Here is a 22,808-nt window from a genome sequence, read left to right on the forward strand (position 1 = left end):
TGTAATTCTGTATCTTTGCGCATTATTTTAAACATAAAAATAATGATACAACTTCACGATAAACAATTTGTTCCGTTTATTTCGGCTAAAGAAATTGATTTTGCTTTGACCAAAATAGCAGCACAAGTACAAGATGATTTTGGAGATGATACGCCGGTTTTTATCGGAGTTTTGAATGGCGCATTTATGGTTGTTGCAGATTTTCTTAAAAAATATAAAAGCCCTTGCGAGGTTTCATTTATCAAAATGGCTTCTTATGAAGGAATTGAATCCACCAATACTATTAAAGAATTAATTGGTATAAATCAGGATTTAACAGGGCGAACCGTGATTATTATCGAAGATATAATCGATACAGGAAATACAATCGAAGAATTGAAACACATGTTTAAACAACGAAATGTAAAGCATTTAAAAATTGCAACTTTGTTTTTTAAACCTGAAGCCTATAAAAAAGACATTAAAATAGATTACATCGGAATCAGGATTCCAAATAAATTTATCGTTGGTTACGGTTTAGACTACGACGGATTAGGGCGAAATTTAACCGAAGTATATAAATTAGCAGAATAATTAAACACACACACAACTATATATTCATTTAAAACTTCTTATAAAAAACAGAAGTAACAACACTCACTCATATTATGATTAACATTGTTTTATTTGGAAAGCCGGGAGCAGGAAAAGGAACTCAGGCAGAATTTTTAAAAGAGAAATACAAATTAACACATCTTTCAACAGGAGATATTTTTCGTTTTAATTTAAAAAATGATACAGATTTAGGCAAAAAAGCAAGAGTTTTTATGGACAACGGAGAGCTTGTTCCTTGCGAAGTTACCACAGCAATGTTAATAGATGAAGTAAACAAACATCCAAATGCAAATGGTTTTTTGTTCGATGGTTACCCAAGAACTTTAGATCAGGCAAAGGCATTAGATACGTTTTTACCAACAATTGGATCAAGTGTTACAGCAACAATCGCACTAGAAGCTGATGATGAAATATTAGTGGCACGTTTGTTAGAAAGAGGAAAAACAAGTGGAAGAGTTGATGATCAGGACGAAGAAAAAATTCGTGTAAGATATCAGGAATACAACGAAAAAACAGCTCCATTAATTGGATATTATAAAGAACAAAATAAGTTTCATGCCGTAAACGGTATCGGAACCATTGAAGAAATTACAGAGCGATTAACGTCAGTTATTGATAATTTGTAATAAAATCTGTTTGGGGTTAAAGGTTAAATGTTTAGAAGGAAATTGAAATAAATTCTGAAAACATTTAACTTTTGACTTTTAACTTTAAACTAAAAAATGGAAATACTAATAATATTTTTTCTAATACTATTAAACGGAGTTTTCTCTATGTCTGAAATTGCGCTGATTTCGGCTCGAAAAACAGACTGGAAACAGCAGCAAAAAAAGGAAATAAAAGTGCCAAAATTGCGCTCGACTTGGCTAATTCTCCAAATAAGTTTTTATCAACCGTACAAATCGGAATTACCTTAATCGGAATTTTGACCGGTATTTATAGTGGAGATAAAATCACAATAGATGTAGAAGCATTCGTAAATGGATTTGCCGTTTTAAAACCTTACGCACACTCAGTCGCAGTTGGAATCGTAGTGGTAGTTTTGACATTTTTCTCTTTGGTTTTAGGAGAATTACTGCCAAAACGAATCGGTTTAAATTACCCGGAAGCTATTGCGAAAATGGTAGCATTACCAATGAAAATCGTTTCGATTATTACAGCGCCTTTTATTTGGTTGCTAACAACTTCAACAGATTTTTTATTGAAAGTTTTGCAAATAAAACCTTCAGCTGACGGAAAAGTTACCGAAGAAGAAATCAAAGCCATCATTAAAGAAGGAACGGAAGTTGGAGAAGTGCAGGAAATCGAACAAGATATCGTAGAACGTGTTTTTCATATTGGTGACAGAAAAGTAAATTCGTTAATGACGCATAGAAAATCGGTAGATATGCTGCCTTTAAATGCTGATAAAGCCAAAATAAAAGAATTGGTTTTAACGGATTTGCATACCGTTTATCCCGTGTATAGCGACAATTACGATGACATTGTTGGAATTGTAACCTTGAAAAATATATTTGCCAACATCGAAAGTGATCATTTCGATTTATCGGCAATCATGACAGATCCTCCATTTTTGATGGAGCAGACAACAGCTTATAAAGCATTAGAAAATTTCAAGATAACAGGCGTTCATTATGCTTTGGTTTCAGATGAATATGGTGTTTTTCAGGGAATCATTACCTTAAATGATATTCTGGAAGCATTAGTTGGTGATGCATCAGATTTTTATAAAGATGAATTCCAATTAATCGAAAGAGAAGATGGTTCATGGCTGGTTGACGGACATTATTCATTACACGATTTCCTGACTTATTTTGAGTTAGACGAATTGACGAACGATTACGAAGTAAATACTGTAAGCGGAATGATTATGACCGAGCTTTCTCATATTCCAAAAGAAGGAGAAAAATTAGTATGGCAAAAATTTGTCTTAGAAGTCATCGACATGGATGGTGTAAAGATTGATAAAGTGTTGGTAAAAGCACTTAAAGAGTAAAGAAAATTTGTTTCAGGTTTCAGGTTTCAAGTTGTTGACGTTTTGTTGCGCAACTTGAAGCCTGAAACTTTAAACTTTATATAAACAAGGAAAAATGACAGAAGGAAATTTTGTAGATTATGTTAAGATATATGTTTCTTCCGGAAAGGGAGGAAAAGGATCTACACATTTACATAGGGAGAAATTTATTGAAAAAGGAGGCCCGGACGGAGGTGATGGTGGTCGCGGTGGACACGTATATTTAGTTGGTAATAAAGGTTTATGGACATTATTTCACTTAAAATTTGCTCGTCACATTAAAGCCGGTCATGGTGGAGACGGAGGAGGAGATCGTAGTACTGGAGCTGATGGTGAAGATAAATATATTGAAGTGCCATTAGGAACTGTTGTAAAAGACAAAGAAACTGGCGAAACACTTTTTGAAATTACTGAAGACGGAGAAAAAAGAATCCTTTCTAAAGGAGGAAAAGGTGGTTTAGGAAACTGGCATTTTAGAAGTTCAACAAATCAAACTCCACGATATGCACAACCTGGTTTACCGGGAGTAGAAATGGATGTTATTCTGGAACTTAAAGTTTTGGCAGATGTTGGATTAGTAGGTTTTCCAAATGCTGGAAAATCGACTTTATTATCTGTTTTAACTTCTGCAAAACCAAAAATTGCCGATTACCCTTTTACAACCCTGAAACCAAACTTAGGAATTGTGGCTTACAGGGATTTTCAATCTTTTGTAATTGCTGATATTCCGGGTATTATCGAAGGTGCTGCCGAAGGAAAAGGTTTAGGACATTACTTTTTGCGTCACATCGAGCGTAATTCAACTTTATTATTTTTAGTTCCGGTTGATACGCCGGATATTAAAGGTGAATATGATATTCTGGTTAACGAATTGACAAAATACAATCCTGAAATGCTGGATAAAGAACGTTTATTGGTAATCTCAAAATGTGATATGCTGGATGACGAACTTAAAGCTGAATTGAAAACAGAATTAGATGTTGCTTTCAAAGATATTCCATATATGTTTATTTCATCTGTAGCACAACAAGGACTAACAGATTTAAAAGATAAACTTTGGAAAATGTTAAACGAATAATATAGTATATTAAAACCCAACAAGTAAAATTACCTGTTGGGTTTAGTACTAACCAAAATAAAATATTTTGTAAAGAAGAGACTTATTTATGAGTCTCTTTTTTTATAGTTTGAAGTTTTTAGAAATTCCAACGCTGAATGTTTTTGCAAAATCAAATCCAAAACGTTCTTGTCTCAAATCATTGTGACCGTCGATATTGTCGTAATTAATTCCTCCAATTGAGAAGTTTAATGCAATACCGTTTTTAACATTAATTGATAAATTAGGCGTAAAACTTGCATACATACCTTTTGCGTCATTAATAGAGTTTGTCTGGTAACCACCTGCTAAATCTGCATAAAATGAAAATGTTTCAGTAAGTGCAGTAGTGTAACGAAAGTAAGCACCTGCTTTATATCTTTCGCTTTTTTGCAATCCGTCAGTATCAATATTTTTAATTGAACCCTCAACTCCTGCTGCCCAGTTGTCTGCAAACTGATAACCTACTCTTGGAGCAAATTCGAAATTATTTGATTTAGATTCTCCAATTTTTTCCGAAGAAAAACCTACGTTTCCTCCTAATAAAATTGCCCCTTTTTGTGCATTTGAAACTGTTGCAATAAATAAAGCAACCAGTACTAATAATTTTTTCATTTTTCTATTGATTAAGTAATTTTTTACAAAACTATAGAATTTATATTTGTAAGAAATATTTTATAAGTTAATTTTATTTAAGAAAGTTAATTATTACAAAATAAACAATTATTTAAATCATTTGTTTCAATTTTGTTTTAAGTTTATACTATAAATTGATTATTCTTATTATAATCCAATCTAATTTTTCTTTTAATGATATTATGAAATTCGTAAAACAAGGGCAAAATGCATTTGATCTGTTTCGATTTTGATGATAGAGGTTATTTTTTGTTGCGAAAATGAGTTATATTCGCAGGACTTAAACAAAATAACATGAAAAAAATAGTTTTATTCTTAACCATGTGCTTAATGGCTTTTCCTGTAAGAGCTGATGAAGGAATGTGGTTTTTGATGTTTATCGAAAGATTGAACCATAGAGATATGGAGAAAATGGGGTTGCAATTAACAGCCGAAGAAATTTATAGTATTAACCACCATAGTTTAAAAGATGCGATTGTACAATTCAACGGAGGCTGTACGGCAGAAATTGTTTCTAAAGAAGGGTTAGTTTTGACAAACCATCACTGTGGATACAATGCAATTGCGGAACTTTCTACTGCAGAACAAAACTATTTGAAAGATGGTTTTTGGGCTAAAGAAAAAAGTGCCGAAATGAAACCAAAATCTTTATATGTTCGCTTCTTTGTTCGTATGGATGATGTTTCTAAAAGAATTTTATCAAAAGTAAATGATAAAATGACAGAAACTGAAAGAAACAAAGTAATTCAGCAAGAAATTGCTTTGATCGAAAAAGAAAACAATGAAGGCGGAAAATATACCGTTTCTGTTCGTCCTTTCTTTCAGGGAAATGAATATTACTATTTTGTTTATCAGGATTACACAGATGTTCGTTTAGTAGGAACACCACCTGAAAGTGTTGGTAAATTTGGAGGAGATACTGATAACTGGGAATGGCCGCGTCAAACCGGAGATTTCTCAATGTTTAGAGTTTATGCTGATAAAGACGGAAATCCTGCAGCGTATTCTAAAGACAATGTGCCTTTGCAGCCTAAACATTATTTACCTGTAAGTATTAAAGGTGTTAAAGAAAATGATTTTGCTATGATTTTGGGTTATCCAGGAAGAACAAATCGTTGGATGCCAGCTGGCGGAATCGAGCAAAATATAAAATATGCATATCCTGCATGGGTTGAAGGGGCTAAAACCTCAATGGACCAAATGAAAAAGTATATGGACAAAGATGCAACAGTTCGTTTGCAATATGCGTCTAAATATGCGCAAACAGCAAATTACTGGAAAAACCGTCAGGGAATGATCGATGCCTTAACAAAAGCCGGAACGGTAGATGTTAAAACTGCACAAGAAGATAAATTCTATGAATGGGCAACTAAACCTGCTAATAAGGAAAAGTATGAAAATGTAATTCCAACTATTAATGATTATTACAGAGAAACGAATTTAAAAGCGACTCACGATAATTATTTATCTCAGGTTTTACGTACTTCAGGTTATGCAGTTGGACCGGCAAATTTAGGGAATGCATTGATCGCTTACTATAATGAAAACGATGCTAAAAAAGCGGAGTTGCTGCCTAAAATCAACGCCATGATCGATAACATTTATGGTGAATTTTATGCGCCTCTTGAAAAAGATGTGTTAACTGCGCAATTAAACCTTTATGCTGCTAAAGCTGCTGAATATGGTTTAGCTCCGCAAATAGCTAAAATGAAATCAGAGAATAATGGTGATTTTACTGCAGACGTTGCAAAAGCGACTGAAATAAGTTATTTTTCGACTAAAGAAAAAGTATTGGCATTTATGGCTGATCCAAAACCATTGGCGATTGTACACGACCCGTTATATATTATCTCTAATGATTTGTTGACAAAATACCGTTCTAAAACAGATGATCAGGCAAAAGCTGATGATGGTTTTGCAATTGCTTACCGCGAATTGGTTGAAGGTTTAAGAGAATCTAAATTAAATGCGATTCAATATCCGGATGCAAACTCTACTTTGAGGCTAACTTACGGAAAGGTTCGTGCTTTGCCTGCAGATCCGCGTAACGATGCTAAAATCAATAACTATACTACTATGGAAAGTATGGTGAAAAAGTACAAAGCAGGAGATCAGGAATTTGATTTGCCAAAACGTTTGTTAGAATTAAACAAAGCAAAAGATTTCGGTCAATATGCTGATAAAGCGGGATATATGCCTGTAAACTTCTTAACAGATAATGATATTACAGGAGGGAACTCTGGTTCGCCGGTTCTTAACGGAAAAGGAGAATTAATTGGAATCGCTTTTGACGGAAATATCGAAGCTATGGCGGGAGATGTTATTTTTGATCCTAAATTACAAAGAACGATTAACGTAGATATTCGTTATGTACTTTGGATTATTGACAAATATGCCGGAGCTAAAAATATTATTGATGAATTGACGATTATAAAATAATCTCAATTTATTTATAAAAGTAAACCCGACAAGTTTTTGAAGCTTGTCGGGTTTTTTTGTGGCAATTTTTCAGCCACGAATTCACGAATTGATTAGAAAAATTCGTGAATTCGTGGCTGATCTATTAGGAATCATTAATTCACTTTTACACGAATTCCTTTTGTGTGGCTCGCAAATTCCGGAGCATACATACTTTCGATTGTAGTTATTCCGTTTGAGAATTCGCCACTGTTATTGACTCTTATATCGTATTCAATTACATACGTTCCTTTATTAATTTTATCAAAAAAGAAATGCGTTGCTGCATCTTTTGTACTCATATAATATCCTAAGCCATCTTTGTATTGATATTCTGAAAGTACATTTACAGGTTCAAAACACGAAGCTCTCATATCTTTTAGGTGAACAAATTCCATGTCTTCTTTTGATGTAATTACTAATCTTACGGTAACTAAATCTCCTGTTTTTAAAGGATTTTTATTGGTTATTTTTTTCAATTGATCTCCTTTTATTGAATTCTTCTTTAGATATAATTCTTTCGAAACTGATAAAACTGCTCCTGAATTGGTTTTTATTTTATCCAAATCTTCAAAATACTGCCAATACACGCCGCCAAAACCTGGCACTTTAGATTTGTTTTCGATTTTTATTGAAGCCATTTCTTTTTTAACTTCATCGGCTTTCCAGTTCAGTTTGATGTAACCGGTTTCAGCTTCTTTTTCGTTTTCGGATAGTTTTTTGGTTAGGATTTTTTCATCTCCAATTTTTATGGTGGTATTGTCTTTTACGCTTAGCCAATCGTTGCCTTGCATCAATAAGGCATAAATAGCTTCTGTTGTAGATTTTGTCGTTGGCCAGTTTTTAGTTTGCTTGTTTTTTAATAACCAAACTTTCATTGCATCTACAGATTTGGTGTCGTGGCCCACTTCGGCGAAAGCCTCAATCAATAAAGCCTGAGTTTCTATAGGTGCCTGATACCAATAGTAACCCGCTTTGTTGGCAATCCAATACATTCCCCAGTCTTCATTGTTTGATGAAGTTTCTTTTAAACTTTCTATAATTTTCTTGGCAAATTCACTTTCTCCAAAACGATTTAAAGTCAAAGCCACTAATCCTTTTTCGTAAATAGAATACGTTAACCAATCTTTTTTAGCCGTTTCCAAATACAATTTAGTTGCTTTTTTCAAAGTATCAGAAAGTGGATATTTGTCTAAATAAAAACTTCTGGAATACAAATAATGCAAATCAGAATACGGATTAATCCAAATTAGGTTTTCTGCTTTTTTTAAGTTTTTAGTCTTGTTTTTATAATATTCTAAGAATTTGTTGTCCAGAAACGAAATTCCTGTTTTGGCGATTTCATCGATTTTTTTATCAGTATCTGGAGTTTTATTTAGTTTAGATAAATGACCTAAACCTGCCAGAATATGACGTGTAATATATTCGCTTTCGTCACTTCCGTCAAACCATGAAAATCCTCCTGATGGTTTTTGTTTTTGCTTTAATTTATCGAAAGTAGCTTCTTGCGAAGTTTTCATTTTTTCTAAATCAAATAAAAGAGTCAGATTTTTTTTCTTTTCATCTTCGCTTTGAGCGTCATTTAGCCAAGGCGTTTCTGCCAGAATAATTGATTTTAATTCTTCGTTTTCTTCTAATTTCGAATTCAGTTTTCCGTTTTTTCTCCAATTCTCAAAAACAGTTGCAATCTTCGGATTACTGGAAATAATTTCAGAAGCTAAAGCATTGGCATAAAAACGGGCAAAAGTCTGTTCAGCACATTCGTGTTCATATTCCATTAAATAAGGCAAGGACTGAATCGCAATCCACGAAGGATTTGAAGTATATTCTAACGTAAGCTGATGATTTTTTAAAGTCGTTGAATTGTTATTTTTTAAATTCTCAAACGTATATTCTTTAGTCGAATTTTCACGAACCCAAATCGGAATGCTTTCTGTAACCAACATATTGTTTGTTAGAACTGGAAGTATGTTTTCTTCTCCATCAGAGAAATCTCCTGATTTCGCCAGAATTTTATATTGAACACCTTGCAATCCTTCCGGAATTGAAATCGTCCATGTTGCCGTTGTGTTTCCGAAAGCGCCAACCGTAAAGTTTCTCACGTTTTTTGCATTCAGCATTTTGGCATCAATGGGCTGCATGGTTACAGCATCAAAAAACTGTAAAATCGCGATTCCTGTTTTGGCTTTATCAGTAACATTCGAAATTTTAGCAGAAATTACAATCGTATCTTTTTCTCTAAAGAAACGCGGGAAATTCGGCAAAACCATTAACTCTTTCTGAGTGATAACGCTTTTCTCCAAATAACCGGAAACGGCATCTTTGTTATGTGCCAACAAACGAAGTTTCCAAGAAGTTAAAGCTTCGGGAGATGTAAAGTTGAAACTTACTTTTCCGTTTGCATCGGTTTTCAAATTTGGTAAAAAGAAAGCCGTTTCAGAAAGATTTTTTCTCGCTTTTACTTGTGTTAGTTCTTCTAAGGCTTTTTTTGTTGTGATTATTATTACTCCGTTTGCGCCTTTGCTTCCGTAAATTGCTTTTGCCTTTTGTTCATTTAAAAAGTCTATGGAAAGAAGATCATCAGGGTTTATTTTTTTGAAATTATTTTCTGAAGAAACTTCTCCATCAATCATGTATAAGGTAGATGCATCAACAACCATTGAAGTTAAACCGCTTATTATTTTTTTTCCAGGAATAAACTTAATTTTACTAGTTTGAAAATAATATTCGGGATCATTCGATGTATTTATTGTAAATCTAGCTTCTTTTAAAAAATATACTTGATCTTCTTCTTCAGCTTGTACGTTTTGTGAACTAACTCTTGTGACAGCATAACTAAGTGATTTTTTCTCTCTTTTAATACCATAAGCTGTAACAACAACTCCTTCTAGTTGACTAGATTCTGCATTTATAACAAGATCGACTTTTTTACTATTTTTTACAATAATAGATTGGGTTTTATAACCAATATAGCTAAATATAAGTTCTTCGTTTTCGGTTGCTTCAATTTCATAATAACCATCAAAATCACTTTGAGTGCGTCGTTTAGTACCTTTGATAAGTACAGAAATGCCAGGGATAGGAAGTCCTGAATTATCGGTAACAATTCCTGAAATCATTTTAGCATTTAAAGGTTTTTTTATTTTTTTATTGAGTTGTCTTTGATATTCTTTTTGCAAATGAAACGTATTTTCACTGCCGTTAAAATCGAAGCCAAACCAAATTAATTGAGTAGTTTCATTTTTTAAATCGATACGATTAGATGTTTTATTTAGGTTGAGAATTGAAGTATAAGTTTTATCAAAACCTAAGAGTGACTTCTTATTGGTTCCGGAACTATAATATTCATTAATGCCTAAAGTGTTCCACTCTTTTGTGGTAAACTGATCTAAAGAACTATCATACATGGATGCCAGGACTTCAGCTTCATTTTTAGTACCAATTCCGTTTAATTCAAAAGACCAGTTTTCATTACTTCCGGGCTGTATTTTGTTTCTGAATGTTTCTACATTAAATTTTAGTTGGGGATTCTCTGTTTTTAGAAATACATAAAGGTTATTGTTGAATTTTTCATTTTCAAATATGCTTTCAGAACTAATTGATACTGCGCCTTGAAACTCTTTTTTTAATGGAATTTTAATTACAGTTTCATTATTTTGAAGATGATAAATATCTTCTGAAAAAACGCGGTTGTCGTAATTTCCCGTTGCTGTAATATAAAGTTCTGGTATAACAGAAGTGATCTTTATCAAAGCAAATCCATCTTTTTTTGCATCCGGATTCATTTGTTGTACCGTGAATAATCTGCTTGTGTCAAATTTATCTTTGCTTTGTGTAAGTTGAAAATTTGAAATGGCTTCAATCAAATTATTAAAACTATCTTTTGCTGAAAAAACAATTTTATAATTTCCGGATTTATAATTTGAAATAAAGTCTAAAGCGAGTGTTTTGTCTTTTTGCGTATCAATGTTTTTAGAGAAAACCAGTATTTCAGCTGGTTTTTCTTTAGAATTTTGATTGTTTTCATAAGGAAACAATTTCTCAAAATCCTGCTCAGAAATGTTTATAATTTCGGGCTGAGGAAATACTCTTCCTTTAAATTTAGTTGAAAACGGACTTACATAATAAATTTTTAATTCGCCTTTTGCAGCTAAAAATTCATCATTTAGATTCGTACTTATCAGTTTTATTTCGTTTTTATTTTTAGTTTCAATTTCATTAGCAATTAAAACCTTAAGTTCTAAATCATGATAACCGACTTTTACGGTCGTTTCAGAATCATGTGTTTCCCCATTTATATCGGTTACTGAGGCTTTAATTAAATAGTTAAAAATAGGCAATTGTTCTTTTTTACTGTTTTTTGAAGGTAAAGCAACAAAATCAACTGTGAATTTTCCCGAAGCATCGGTTTTTGTTTCTCCCGTTGCTACGACTTCATTTTGTTCTTCGGAATAATAATCTCTATAATAACTTGTATATCTTGTTACGGTATATGTTACGTCTGCATCAGAAATGTTGCTTCCTGCAAAAGCTTTTGCATTTCCTTTTACTTTGATGCTTTGATTCACCTGAAAACTTTCTTTTTTGGGATCAAAAGTCATTTCAAATTTTGGGCGTTTGTATTCTTCAACCCTAAATTCAATTTCAGAATCTTCTAAATCAACATTGTCCCAAAATGGATGTTCAGCTTCTTCTTTATTATAAACGATATCATTTTCATAATCATCCGGTTCATCGGCTTTAATTCTGAAATCTCCTGTAAGTCCTGTTTTTGGCAATACAAATTCACCTGAAAAAGAGCCAAATTCGTTTGTAGTGACATCAAATTGTTTAATTTCAGTATCGTTAGGATCTTGAATAAGTATGTTAAACGTTGTTTTAGCAACAACAGAAGTTTTATTCTTCAATTTTTGAATGGCAATACCTTTGTAATATACCGTTTGTCCCGGACGATAAATCGCGCGGTCTAAATAAAATTCCACTTTTCCTTTAAAACTTTTTTCATCAGCATCCGAATACTGATTGTTATAATATAAGTAGTTTTTTTGAATAGAAAGTGTATCGTTTGCAGTAGCTACACTAACAGTTTCATAAGGAGTTTCTTTTATTCTGTTAAAAGTAGCAACTCCATTTTTATTTGTTATAATGGTAAAAGTTGGAGATTTTAAAGTAACGTTTTCTAATGGTTTTCCTGTTTTTCGGTCTAAAACCTGATAGTTTTCAGACTTATCATTCTGTGAAGCTAAAACGATAAAGTTTGAAATTGTAATCGTTTCAAAAGCAGAAGCTTTTTTGTCTTTTATGTCAGATTCACTTTCAAAATACACTAAATAAGAACCTGTTTTAAGTTGCGGAAGAAGTACTTCTGTCGAATATTCCAGATAATCTTTTTTAATGGTTACTGAATAAGATTTAGCAACAAGAGGTTGTGTTTTTTCGATAATAAAATCCTTTACACTGTCTTTTGTTGAGTTGTATTTTTCTAATTCCAAAAGTTGTTTTTGCGTTACTTTGAAAAAGGAAATTTTTAAATTTTCTACATTTTTGTATTGAATAAATGCTCTAATGTTTTCCTCATTATAATTATATTTTTGAAGTTGGATGTTTAAACTTTTAGACAGAATATTTTCTTTTTTCTTAATGGCCAGTTTATAAGCATTCGATCTATTGTTCACATTAAGGATACTGTCCAAAATGGCAACAGCTTTAATATTATAGTCTGGATGAGTTTGTTTTGATACATTGTTGTTTAAATAAGATGCTTTTTCTAGTTGAATTTTTTGGATTAAAAATGCATCATTTGTGTTTTTTTGAAGGGAAATTAATGCCTCGAAATAATCTTCATCAGAATCAATCATATACGTTTTGCAAAATTGAATTCTGTCCCATAGATTATCTGTAGTCGGGTTATTTTCTTCTTGTTTTTGGTATAATTTTAAAGTCAGTTTGAGATTTTCATTAGTTACAAAGTCAAAATTCAGTTTTAAAAAGACATTTGAGTTTTGCAGTAATTCTTTTTTATAGGGTAAAAAATCACTTTTTTGAATTTCCCATTGACGGATTTTTTTTGTGTAAAGCGCAATATTTTCTGAGATTACATACTCTAATAAATGCTGAGTTTTGAATTTTTCTACGGTCGGGTAATCAAAAATGGGTTCATATTTTAATAATGAAGTATTCTTTAAAATGGGTTCGTTTTCTAACGAATTTTTTAATGCCAGATTAATTTCAGTTGTAAAATTACTTTGAGTCCATGTCAGGAAATCTTCGTTTAAAACGGCAGTATTAGTTCGGTTTCGAATTTTATAATCGCTTTGGGTATAATAATCGCTCAAACACTTTGCATAAACCAAATTCAAAATTGCTTTTGATGGAATTGAAACCCGATTAATATCGCTTTTTAGATTATTTAAAATTTTGGTTTGTGCCTTTTCGTCGACAACTTGCAAATATTTAGACTGATAAAAAAAGCTTTTGATCATTTGTACTTCATCTTTGTCTGAAACAGCTTTTTTATATATTTTCTCGACTATTTCATTTGCTGATTTGATTTTGCCTTCGTTTTCGTAAGCAATAACTTTATCCCATTTTTTATCATTTTGCTGTGCAAATAAAGCCGTTGAAATCAATAAAAAAACAAATAGTAAATTTCTCATAAGTTAGTTTTAGAATATAGAGGGCAGTTTTTTGATAAAGGTTGGGAAGTGAATAAAATAATTTCGTACAAATTACTAATTTATCTCTAAAAGCAAATGATACATTTTATATTTCCTTATTTTTGAAACATGAAAAAGCTGCTATTCTTTTTTTTATTGACGCCCATTTTAATATGGTCACAATCTAATTTTGAAAAAGGAGAGAAACTATTTCAATCCAAAAAATATGATGAAGCACAAATTCTTTTTGAAGGGGTTTTAAAAAGTAAACCTTCTGATATAAAAACACTTGAATATTTAGGAGAAATTGCAGCCGTTCATAAATCGTGGGTTAAAGGAGCTGAATATTTCAAGAAATTGAAAGAATTAAAACCTTCAGAAGCTGATTATTATTATAAATATGGAGGTTGTATTGCCATGAGAGCAATGGAAGTAAATAGATTAAAAGCCTTAGGAATGGTTGATGATATGAAAGAGGCATTTGAAAAAGCAATTGTTTTAAATCCTAAACATGTTCCGGCGAGATGGGCTTTGATAGAAATCTATTTGCAATTGCCGGGTATTTTTGGCGGAAGCGAATCAAGAGCAATTTCATATTCGAATCAATTATTACAAATATCACAAGTAGACGGTTATTTGTCCAGAGGCAGAATCGACGAATATTTTAAAAGATATACATCGGCAGAAAAAAATTATATCAAAGCAAATGAAATTGGTAAATCAAAAGTCACATTTCAAAAATTATATAATTTATATTTGAATAAATTAAAAGACCCTAAAAAAGCACAAGAATTGAAAAGAAAATTTGAAACTTAATAATGGTTTCAAATCAGATTCCAACGTAAATTGGAATTTTGGAATTTAAAAAAATTGGAATTTAAATGAGAACACATTTCATCGCAATAGGCGGGAGCGCTATGCACAATTTAGCATTGGCATTGCATAACAAAGGATATCAGGTTACAGGTAGCGATGATGCTATTTTTGAACCATCAAAATCAAGATTAGAGAAAAAAGGAATTTTACCGGCTGAATTGGGTTGGTTTCCTGAAAAAATAAACACTGATATTGACGCCATAATTTTAGGAATGCATGCAAAAGCGGATAATCCCGAATTGCTAAAAGCGCAGGAATTAGGTTTGAAAATATATTCGTATCCTGAATTTTTATACGAACAATCTAAAAATAAAACGCGTGTTGTAATTGGAGGTTCTCATGGAAAAACGACTATTACTTCGATGATTTTGCACGTGATGCATTATCATAATATCGAAGTTGATTATATGGTTGGTGCACAATTAGAAGGTTTTGATACAATGGTACATCTTACCGAAGAAAATGACTTTATGGTTCTGGAAGGTGACGAATATTTATCATCTCCGATAGACAGACGTCCAAAATTTCATTTGTATCAGCCTAATATTGCTTTAATTTCCGGAATTGCGTGGGATCATATTAATGTTTTTCCAACGTATGAAAATTACGTAGAGCAATTCGAGATTTTCATTGGAAAAATTACAAATGGCGGGATTTTGGTTTATAATGAAAATGATCCAGAAGTAAAACGCGTTGCAGAAGCGGCTACAAACCCAATTCGTAAACTGGCTTATTCTACTCCAAAATATAGCGTAAATGATGGTGTAACTTTGTTAGAAACTCCCGAAGGCGATATGCCAATTGAAGTTTTTGGTGCACATAATTTGAATAATTTGGCCGGAGCCAAATGGATCTGTCAAAATATGGGCGTTGACGAAGCTGATTTTTACGAAGCAATTGCCAGTTTTAAAGGTGCCTCTAAACGTTTAGAAAAAATAGCCGAAGGAAAAGGAAAAGTGGCTTATAAAGATTTTGCACATTCGCCAAGTAAAGTTGCTGCAACTACAAAAGCGGTTAAGGAACAATACCCGAACAGAACTTTAATAGCCTGTTTAGAATTGCATACCTATAGTAGTTTAAATGCCGAATTCCTGAAAGAATACGAAGGCGCACTTGAATATGCTGATGTTGCTGTAGTTTTCTATTCGCCTGACGCAGTAAAAATTAAACAATTAGAAGAAGTAACTTATGAGCAAATTGCCACTTCTTTTAATAGAAAAGATTTAATTATTTATACCAATCCTGCTGAATTTAAAGAGTATCTTTTTAATTTAAATTTAGATAATTCAGCTTTATTATTAATGAGTTCCGGCAATTATGGCGGACTGAATTTTGATGAAGTAAAAGGATTGATAAATTAGTCAATGAGATAATTTGATAATGTGCCAATTGCAGTTTTGTAGTTGGCATTTTTATTTGAATAAGTAATTTATTATTTATGACAGATTTTTCTTATTTTTAAATATATTCGCATTTTAAGATTTTATAATAATGAATCCAAATATAGAGGTTGTAAAAACAACAAGCGAAAATCCCGATTTTATATCTTTAATCAAAACATTTGATACTTTTTTGTGGGATCGTTATCCTGAATTAAAAAAGGATTATTGGGGCAATAATTTAATTGAATTTAATGCGAATGTATTTCTTATCTACTTAGATTCAAAACCTGTTGCAAGTGGCTGTTTTAAAAAGTATAATGCTACAACAGTCGAATTAAAACGCATGTTTGTTTTGCCGGAAGCAAGAGGTTTAGGCCTGGCACAAATGATAATTAAAGAATTAGAAAATGAAGCAAAAAATCAGGGTTTTCAAACTATGATTTTAGAAACTTTATACAAACAAATTGAGGCGATTGGTTTATATCAAAAAGTTGGTTTTGAAATTGTTGAAAACTATGAGCCATATATAGGTTTGACAAATAGTGTTTGCATGAGCAAATTTATTAAAGTTTTTCAATAAATGGATATAACTTATTTGCCAATTTCGGATTGGTCGGAAGAAGATCGTCCACGTGAAAAATTAATGCTGAAAGGTAAAGAAGCTTTAAGCAATGCAGAATTACTTGCTATTTTAATTGGTTCTGGCAGTCGTAATGAATCTGCTGTCGATTTAAGCAGGCGTATTTTGGCTAGCGTAGGCAGTTTGAATTCTTTAGCAAAATTATCAATTGCTCAGTTAATGAAATTTAAAGGCATAGGAGAGGCAAAGGCAATTACTATTGTTGCTGCTTTAGAGTTATGTCGTCGCAGAAAGGAGGAAGTTGTATCGATATTAGAGAAAGTTACTTCGAGTAAAATGGTTTTCGATATTATGCAGCCAATTATAGGAGAACTTTCTCATGAAGAATTTTGGGTGCTTTTTCTTAATAATTCTAATAAGATAATTTCTAAAGTACAATTAAGCAAAGGAGGAATAACAGGAACTATTGTTGATACGCGTATGGTTTTTAGATATGCATTTGAAACTAAAGCTACGGGCTTGATTTTGTGTCATAATCATCCTTCGGGTACGTTAATTCCAAGTGAAGCTGACAAGCAAATTACGCAGAAATTAAAACTGGCAGGTGATAGTTTAGATGTTAAAGTTTTAGATCATTTGATTATTACTGAAACAAAATATTATAGTTTTGTAGATGAAGGAATTTTTTAAATTATGAATACCACTATTACAGACATTTTTTTCGATTTAGATCATACACTTTGGGATTTTGATAAAAACTCAGAAATGGCTTTTGATCGTATTTTTAAAAGCAGGTTTCCCGAAGTTAAAATCGAGGATTTTATTGCCAAATATGCTCCTATAAATCAGGCTTGCTGGAAACAATATCAGAACGACGAAATAACGCATGTAGAATTACGCTACAATAGATTAAAGTTTTCTTTTGATGCTTTGAATCATGAAATTTCTGATGAAGATATCAATGAAATTGCAAATGATTATATCGAATTCTTAACCGATAATAATCATCTTTTTGAAGGTGCAATTGAAGTCCTTGAATATTTAAAGCCAAAATATAAATTACACATTATTACCAATGGTTTTGCAAATGTTCAGGACAAAAAAATAAATAATGCTGCGCTTGCGGGTTACTTTAGCACCATAACAAATTCAGAACTTGCAGGTGTTAAAAAGCCGAATAGTATTATCTTTGACTACGCTGTCAATTTGGCCCGGGCTTCTAAAGAAAACAGTATTATGATTGGTGATTGTCTTGACGCAGACGTTAATGGTGCATTAAATGCCGGTCTTGATGCTATTTTTTTTAATGAGAAAAAAATTGAGGCACCTCAAAATATCAAGCAAATAAACCATTTATTAGAACTTAAAAAATATTTATAATTATGAAAATTAAATTTTTGTTGGTTGCACTTATATGTTCCGTTATCGGATTTTCGCAATCTGTAAATGACTACAAAGCGGTGATCGTACCGTTAAAATATGATTTTATTAAAACCGAAAATCAATATAGATTGTCTACAATGACGAAATCAAATTTGCTTAAAGCAGGTTTTCAGGCTTTTTATACTAACGAAGCACTTCCTGCCGGTTACGGTGAACGTTGCGAATTGTTGTATATAGATGTAAAAAAAGACAACGGATTTTTAGTTACAAAACTTTTTGTTGAGCTTAAAGATTGCTACGGAAAAATCATTTACACATCAGAAGTAGGTAGAAGCAAAGAAAAAGATTATGAGGTAGCGTATAGAGAAAGCCTTGATAATGCTTTTAAATCAATAAATGAATTGCATTATAAATACGATGGTAAAGCAGTTGTTTCAACAACAAAAGCTACTTCGGTTGCCGTTGCAACTCCCGTAGTTACTGCGGCTACATTAGTTGCTGTTGCTCCGTCACCAGATCTTAAAGATCCTAATTTATTATATGCACAGCCAACAGAGTCTGGTTATCAATTAATTGATAAAACGCCAAAAGTGGTTATGAAGCTGCTTAAAACTTCTCAGACTAATGTATTTATTGCCATAAAAGATAATGTACAAGGTTCTTTAATTTTAAAAGAAGATGGAAATTGGTATTTTGAATCGTATCAAAATGACAAACTGGTTTCAGAGAAAATTGTAGTTAAATTCTAAATATAAAATGTGGTGTTAATAACCATATTTATCTTTCCAACGGTTCTTTAAAAATTCGCGGTTGCTGTTCTCTCGAGAATTGCTTCCCGGATTGTAAAGAACCGTTTCTTTTATAGCATCAGGTAAAAATTCCTGCTCGGCAAAATTATTGGCATAATCGTGCGAATATTTATAATCATCGCCATAACCCAATTCTTTCATAAGTTTGGTTGGCGCGTTTCTTAAATGAATAGGAACTGGTAAATCGCTAGTTTGTTTTACCAATTGCTGCGCATTTCCAATTGCCAAATACGACGCATTACTTTTTGGAGAAGTCGCTAAATAAATTGCGCATTGGCTTAATATAATTCTGCTTTCAGGATAACCTATTGTTGTTACGGCCTGAAACGTATTATTTGCCATAATAAATGCAGTTGGGTTTGCATTTCCAATATCTTCGCTTGACAGAATTAGCATTCTTCGTGCAATAAACTTTACATCTTCGCCTCCTTCGATCATCCTGGCAAGCCAATAAACGGCTCCGTTAGGATCACTTCCCCGAATTGATTTTATAAATGCCGAAACGATATCATAATGCTGTTCACCACTTTTGTCATACAAAACAGTATTTTGCTGTACCAATTCAAAAACGCGATCGTTGGTAATAATTATTTCTTCTTCTGCAGAAGCGTTCACAACAAGTTCAAAAATATTCAGGAGTTTTCGTCCATCTCCGCCAGAAAGTCTTAGCAAAGCTTCTGTTTCCTTTAGGATTATATTTTTTGAAGCCATCAAAGGATCTGTTTTCATGGCACGATGTAATAAAGCTTCCAGATCAGATTTAGTGAAAGCATTTAAAATATAAACTTGACAACGTGACAGTAAAGCGGGAATAACTTCAAAGCTGGGATTCTCTGTCGTTGCACCAATTAATGTAATCCAGCCTTTTTCAACCGCTGCCAAAAGCGAATCCTGCTGCGATTTGCTGAATCGGTGAATCTCATCAATAAATAAAATAGGATTTTTAGCCGTAAATAATCCGCCGCTTTGTTTGGCTTTTTCGATTACATCGCGAATATCTTTTACACCTGAATTTATGGCGCTCAATATATAAAACGGACGCTTTGATTCCTGAGCTATAATTTGTGCCAGCGTTGTTTTTCCGGTTCCCGGAGGTCCCCAAAAAATCAATGACGGAATTATTCCTTTCGAAATTTGCTGCGTTAACGAGCCGTTTGGTCCAACCAAATGGCTTTGACTAATATAGTCTTCTAGTTTCTGTGGGCGAATGCGCTCGGCTAATGGTGCTTCCATTTTGTAAAATTACTATTTTCAATTTTAATTTTATAGTATCAAAGCGTTATAAATCATAACAAAGCATAAGGAGGTTTAGCTGACAAATTATCAGTAAATTGTATTTGGATAGTTTTTTGCTGGTTACTTATTCAATAGATTCAAAAATCATGAACGATAATCATTTTAAATTTACAACTGCTGTAATTGGTCTTCCGGTACTTTTTGTCCTTTTTTTGTGGATAGTCTATTGGGTTCAAATTCGATTTGATTTTGATTTTTATGATAACGGAATTTATCCTCGTGACTTTTCTGGTTTGCAAGGTGTTTTATTTAGTCCTTTTATTCATGAAAATTTAAGTCATTTATATAATAACTCTATTCCGCTTTTGGTTTTGCTTGCAGCATTGCAATTTTTTTATCCAAAACAATCTTTTGCCGTAATTGGGTATGGAATTTTATTTTCAGGACTCATAACCTGGATTATTGGTCGTTCAAATTATCATATTGGAGCAAGTGGTTTAATATATGTTTTAGTGAGTTTTATTTTTTTTAAAGGAATCCAGACGCGGTATTATCGATTAGTTGCGCTTTCGTTTGCGGTAACTTTGCTTTACGGAGGAATGATTTGGTACGTTTTCCCGGACGTTGATGTAACTATATCATGGGAAGGGCATTTGGCAGGTTTTATTACCGGATTTGCGCTAACATTATTCTATAAAACACCAGAATATGCAAGACCAATTGTTTATGATTGGCAAAAGCCCGATTTTAATCCTGAGGAAGATGCTTTCATGAAACATTTTGACGAGAGCGGAAACTTCGTTAATACTGAAATTCCCGAAGAGGAGGAAGAGTTTTTCTCCTCCTATTATAATTCGGATGTATCGATTAATTATACCATAACTAAAACAGAATCAGAAGATAAAATTTAAGATAAATATTTGTTTTGCTTTATATTGATTATTTTTGTTAGAAACATTCTCATTTTATCTGACATAGTTATGAAAAAAATAAGCTTTACAGTTTTGGTTTTCTTAGTATTAATCAGTTCAAAAATGATTGCGCAATGCGATATAAAAAATAGAATTCTGGCTGATGGTACAATGGTGTATTATTTTGATCCTGCAGTTTTTTATACAACAAAATCAAAATCATTAAAGATCAATATTGTAACAGATAAAGAACATTACTTTGTTTCTTTACAGCCAACACCATTTCCATCAAAAAAAGAAGGTAAAAAAATCAAAGATGATTTAGTAATACATCTTACAGATAATAAGGTGTATAAATTAGCGCACTACGACACACAATACAGACACAATGACTCTATTATGCAGGTTCTGTATTTAATCGATGATAAGGATATTGAGTCGTTTTCTAAATTTGAGGCAACTGTAGCAGAAATTAAAATGGAAGGAACAGATTTTATCCGCGATTATAATTTTAAACTGCACAAAGATGCTATTATGAAACAATTAAATTGCTTTTTAAAGAAAGAAGAGTAAAAGTATTAATCTTCGTTTAATTCTTCATTTTTATGTGATAATTTTTTGCTGAGATTTTTGAAAAGATTATTGAAACTAACGGTTAAAGATGCTGCATTAACAATTTGATTTTCTTTATCTCTCGGGAGATATTCGTTGGCATATGTTAATTCTACCTGTATGTCGTCTGTAAATAAATAACCTGCTCCGATGTTGAGCCTGTTTCGATCAAAAAAACTTAATCCTGTTACTTTTGTGCCCGATTTAAAAAATAATTCGTCTGATGCTATTGCGTAAACAACCCCTTCACGAAGAACTTTACTGTTGATTGGCTGTATGTATTTTATTTGTTGACGATATCGTAAAACATTTTCATAAGTTCCATCTTCGCTTCGCATATGTCTGAGTTCCATTCTCATTCTGGTACTTAAAGTATAACCAGTTTTATGAAAATAGTAAATGCCCTGGAGTGCGAATCGTACTTCAGGCGATTTAAATTGCCCTATTTCGGGTACATCTTTATTGTAATTATAGGCTATAAAAGAGGAGAATTTCCAGCGTGGCGAAAAATAGTAATGTCCCCATAGTCTGGCAGATCTTTGAATGTTTTGTTCAAAAATGTTTGGTGAAGATTCAGTGCTGCTGTAAGCGGCTCCGAGGTCTAGTTCAGTTGACCATTTTTCATTTATGGTTCGGTTGAATTGAATTTCATTCCAAAATTGATTGTAGGCAGTGGTTTGTCCATAGTTTATACTTGTAATTAATATTACAAGTATAATACTGATTTTTTTAAGTGATATGTTATGAGTAAATTTTGAAGACATTCATGATTATATTTAATTGACGTCTTTATTCTCAATACTTTTTAACTTCTTTGGCGGACAGCTTCGTATAGAAATGCTCCACAAGCTACAGAAACATTTAGTGATCCTATAGTTCCAAACATAGGTAGTTTTGCTTTTTCATCTACAATTTTAAGTACAGACGGGTTTATTCCTCTGTCTTCTGATCCCATTATAATGGCAACTGGTTCGTTCAGTTCTAAATCATAAATGTTCTGATCTGTTTTTTCAGTTGCAGCAACCGTTTTAATTCCGGATCCCTGAAGATAAAAAATGGCATCTTTAATATGTTCCACTTTACAAATCGGAACATTGAATACTGCTCCGGCTGATGTTTTAACAGTATCTCCGTTTACTGGCGCCGAACCTGCTTTTTGAACGATAATTCCATTTACACCCGTGCATTCTGCAGTTCTGATAATAGCGCCAAAATTTCTTGCATCAGAAATCTGATCTAATATTAAAAATAAAGGTTTCGAACCAGATTCAATTGTTGATTCAACTAAATGTTCTAAATCAATAAAACCAATAGGAGAAATTGTAGCAACAACTCCCTGATGATTATTTGGTGTAAGTCGGTTTAGTTTTTCGACAGGAACATAGGAGAAATTGATGTTAGCGCGTTTCATCACTTTCATTAAATCCTTCATCAATTCTCCAGAAATTTCTTTTTGGACGAATACTTTATCTACTTCTTTTCCTGCTTGAATTGCTTCTATAACGGCTCTAATTCCAAATATTTGATGTTCTTTTTCCATACGGCAAATATAGGTATAATGTTTAT

At 32.4% G+C, this 22,808-nt stretch carries 17 protein-coding genes and 1 pseudogene; 13 read left to right on the forward strand and 5 right to left on the reverse strand.

Annotation, left to right across the window (positions count from 1 at the left end; translation table 11 throughout):
* The first annotated feature begins 42 nt into the window (after nucleotides 1–42).
* The 4 genes and pseudogenes from hpt to obgE all read left to right on the forward strand — a co-directional run bounded on the left by hpt (nucleotide 43) and on the right by obgE (nucleotide 3,686).
* Nucleotides 43–573 (forward strand): hypoxanthine phosphoribosyltransferase, encoded by a 531-nt coding sequence (hpt, locus tag ACZ0AH_RS03335; RefSeq protein ID WP_463474464.1) that lies wholly within the window; start codon nucleotides 43–45, stop codon nucleotides 571–573.
* A 74-nt stretch (nucleotides 574–647) separates the two neighbouring features.
* Nucleotides 648–1,220, forward strand: a complete 573-nt coding sequence (locus ACZ0AH_RS03340; RefSeq protein ID WP_463474465.1) for an adenylate kinase — start codon at nucleotides 648–650, stop codon at nucleotides 1,218–1,220.
* A gap of 147 nt (nucleotides 1,221–1,367) precedes the next feature.
* A pseudogene (locus tag ACZ0AH_RS03345) lies at nucleotides 1,368–2,590 on the forward strand (hemolysin family protein).
* Nucleotides 2,591–2,684: 94 nt separating this feature from the next.
* Entirely contained in the window at nucleotides 2,685–3,686 is a 1,002-nt protein-coding gene (obgE, locus tag ACZ0AH_RS03350; protein ID WP_463474466.1) for a GTPase ObgE, read from the forward strand.
* A gap of 102 nt (nucleotides 3,687–3,788) precedes the next feature.
* Here the strand turns inward: obgE and ACZ0AH_RS03355 are convergent, their stop codons facing one another.
* The gene (locus tag ACZ0AH_RS03355; protein ID WP_463474467.1) at nucleotides 3,789–4,319 is read right to left on the reverse strand and encodes an outer membrane beta-barrel protein; all 531 of its coding nucleotides are present in this window, start codon (nucleotides 4,317–4,319) and stop codon (nucleotides 3,789–3,791) included.
* 315 nt (nucleotides 4,320–4,634) lie between these two features.
* Here ACZ0AH_RS03355 and ACZ0AH_RS03360 point away from each other — a divergent pair, with 315 nt between their 5' ends.
* Nucleotides 4,635–6,779, forward strand: coding sequence for a S46 family peptidase (locus ACZ0AH_RS03360; RefSeq protein ID WP_463474468.1), 2,145 nt, complete (start codon nucleotides 4,635–4,637; stop codon nucleotides 6,777–6,779).
* 134 nt (nucleotides 6,780–6,913) lie between these two features.
* Here ACZ0AH_RS03360 and ACZ0AH_RS03365 read toward each other — a convergent pair whose 3' ends face one another.
* Nucleotides 6,914–13,453 (reverse strand): alpha-2-macroglobulin family protein, encoded by a 6,540-nt coding sequence (locus ACZ0AH_RS03365; RefSeq protein ID WP_463474469.1) that lies wholly within the window; start codon nucleotides 13,451–13,453, stop codon nucleotides 6,914–6,916.
* 129 nt (nucleotides 13,454–13,582) lie between these two features.
* On the opposite strand from ACZ0AH_RS03365, the gene ACZ0AH_RS03370 reads away from it, so the two are divergent.
* The 6 genes from ACZ0AH_RS03370 to ACZ0AH_RS03395 all read left to right on the forward strand — a co-directional run bounded on the left by ACZ0AH_RS03370 (nucleotide 13,583) and on the right by ACZ0AH_RS03395 (nucleotide 18,423).
* Nucleotides 13,583–14,269: a tetratricopeptide repeat protein gene (locus tag ACZ0AH_RS03370; protein ID WP_463474470.1), complete on the forward strand. Its 687-nt coding sequence runs from the start codon at nucleotides 13,583–13,585 to the stop codon at nucleotides 14,267–14,269.
* Nucleotides 14,270–14,334: 65 nt separating this feature from the next.
* Entirely contained in the window at nucleotides 14,335–15,690 is a 1,356-nt protein-coding gene (locus ACZ0AH_RS03375; RefSeq protein ID WP_463474471.1) for a UDP-N-acetylmuramate--L-alanine ligase, read from the forward strand.
* Between the two features lie 130 nt (nucleotides 15,691–15,820).
* Nucleotides 15,821–16,291 carry a GNAT family N-acetyltransferase gene (locus tag ACZ0AH_RS03380; protein ID WP_463474472.1) on the forward strand — a complete coding sequence of 157 codons (471 nt, stop codon included), beginning with the start codon at nucleotides 15,821–15,823 and terminating at the stop codon, nucleotides 16,289–16,291.
* Nucleotides 16,292–16,981 carry a RadC family protein gene (radC, locus tag ACZ0AH_RS03385; RefSeq protein WP_463474473.1) on the forward strand — a complete coding sequence of 230 codons (690 nt, stop codon included), beginning with the start codon at nucleotides 16,292–16,294 and terminating at the stop codon, nucleotides 16,979–16,981.
* A 3-nt stretch (nucleotides 16,982–16,984) separates the two neighbouring features.
* Nucleotides 16,985–17,671 carry a YjjG family noncanonical pyrimidine nucleotidase gene (locus ACZ0AH_RS03390; protein ID WP_463474474.1) on the forward strand — a complete coding sequence of 229 codons (687 nt, stop codon included), beginning with the start codon at nucleotides 16,985–16,987 and terminating at the stop codon, nucleotides 17,669–17,671.
* Nucleotides 17,672–17,673: 2 nt separating this feature from the next.
* A complete protein-coding gene (locus tag ACZ0AH_RS03395) occupies nucleotides 17,674–18,423 on the forward strand; it encodes a hypothetical protein (protein WP_463474475.1) in 750 nt (249 codons plus the stop codon).
* A gap of 15 nt (nucleotides 18,424–18,438) precedes the next feature.
* On the opposite strand, the gene ACZ0AH_RS03400 is transcribed toward ACZ0AH_RS03395, so the two are convergent.
* On the reverse strand, nucleotides 18,439–19,716 hold the full coding sequence (locus ACZ0AH_RS03400) for a replication-associated recombination protein A (RefSeq protein ID WP_463474476.1): 1,278 nt from the start codon (nucleotides 19,714–19,716) through the stop codon (nucleotides 18,439–18,441).
* 149 nt (nucleotides 19,717–19,865) lie between these two features.
* On the opposite strand from ACZ0AH_RS03400, the gene ACZ0AH_RS03405 reads away from it, so the two are divergent.
* Nucleotides 19,866–20,630, forward strand: a complete 765-nt coding sequence (locus ACZ0AH_RS03405; protein ID WP_463474477.1) for a rhomboid family intramembrane serine protease — start codon at nucleotides 19,866–19,868, stop codon at nucleotides 20,628–20,630.
* Nucleotides 20,631–20,699: 69 nt separating this feature from the next.
* Nucleotides 20,700–21,203 carry a hypothetical protein gene (locus tag ACZ0AH_RS03410; protein ID WP_463474478.1) on the forward strand — a complete coding sequence of 168 codons (504 nt, stop codon included), beginning with the start codon at nucleotides 20,700–20,702 and terminating at the stop codon, nucleotides 21,201–21,203.
* Between the two features lie 5 nt (nucleotides 21,204–21,208).
* Here the strand turns inward: ACZ0AH_RS03410 and ACZ0AH_RS03415 are convergent, their stop codons facing one another.
* Both ACZ0AH_RS03415 and rlmB read right to left on the reverse strand, forming a co-directional pair.
* Complete coding sequence (locus tag ACZ0AH_RS03415; RefSeq protein WP_463474479.1) at nucleotides 21,209–22,006, reverse strand: DUF2490 domain-containing protein; 798 nt, start codon at nucleotides 22,004–22,006, stop codon at nucleotides 21,209–21,211.
* A 41-nt stretch (nucleotides 22,007–22,047) separates the two neighbouring features.
* Entirely contained in the window at nucleotides 22,048–22,782 is a 735-nt protein-coding gene (rlmB, locus tag ACZ0AH_RS03420; RefSeq protein WP_463474480.1) for a 23S rRNA (guanosine(2251)-2'-O)-methyltransferase RlmB, read from the reverse strand.
* Nucleotides 22,783–22,808 lie beyond the last annotated feature (26 nt).

The sequence above is a fragment of the Flavobacterium sp. AC105 genome, assembly GCF_979258495.1.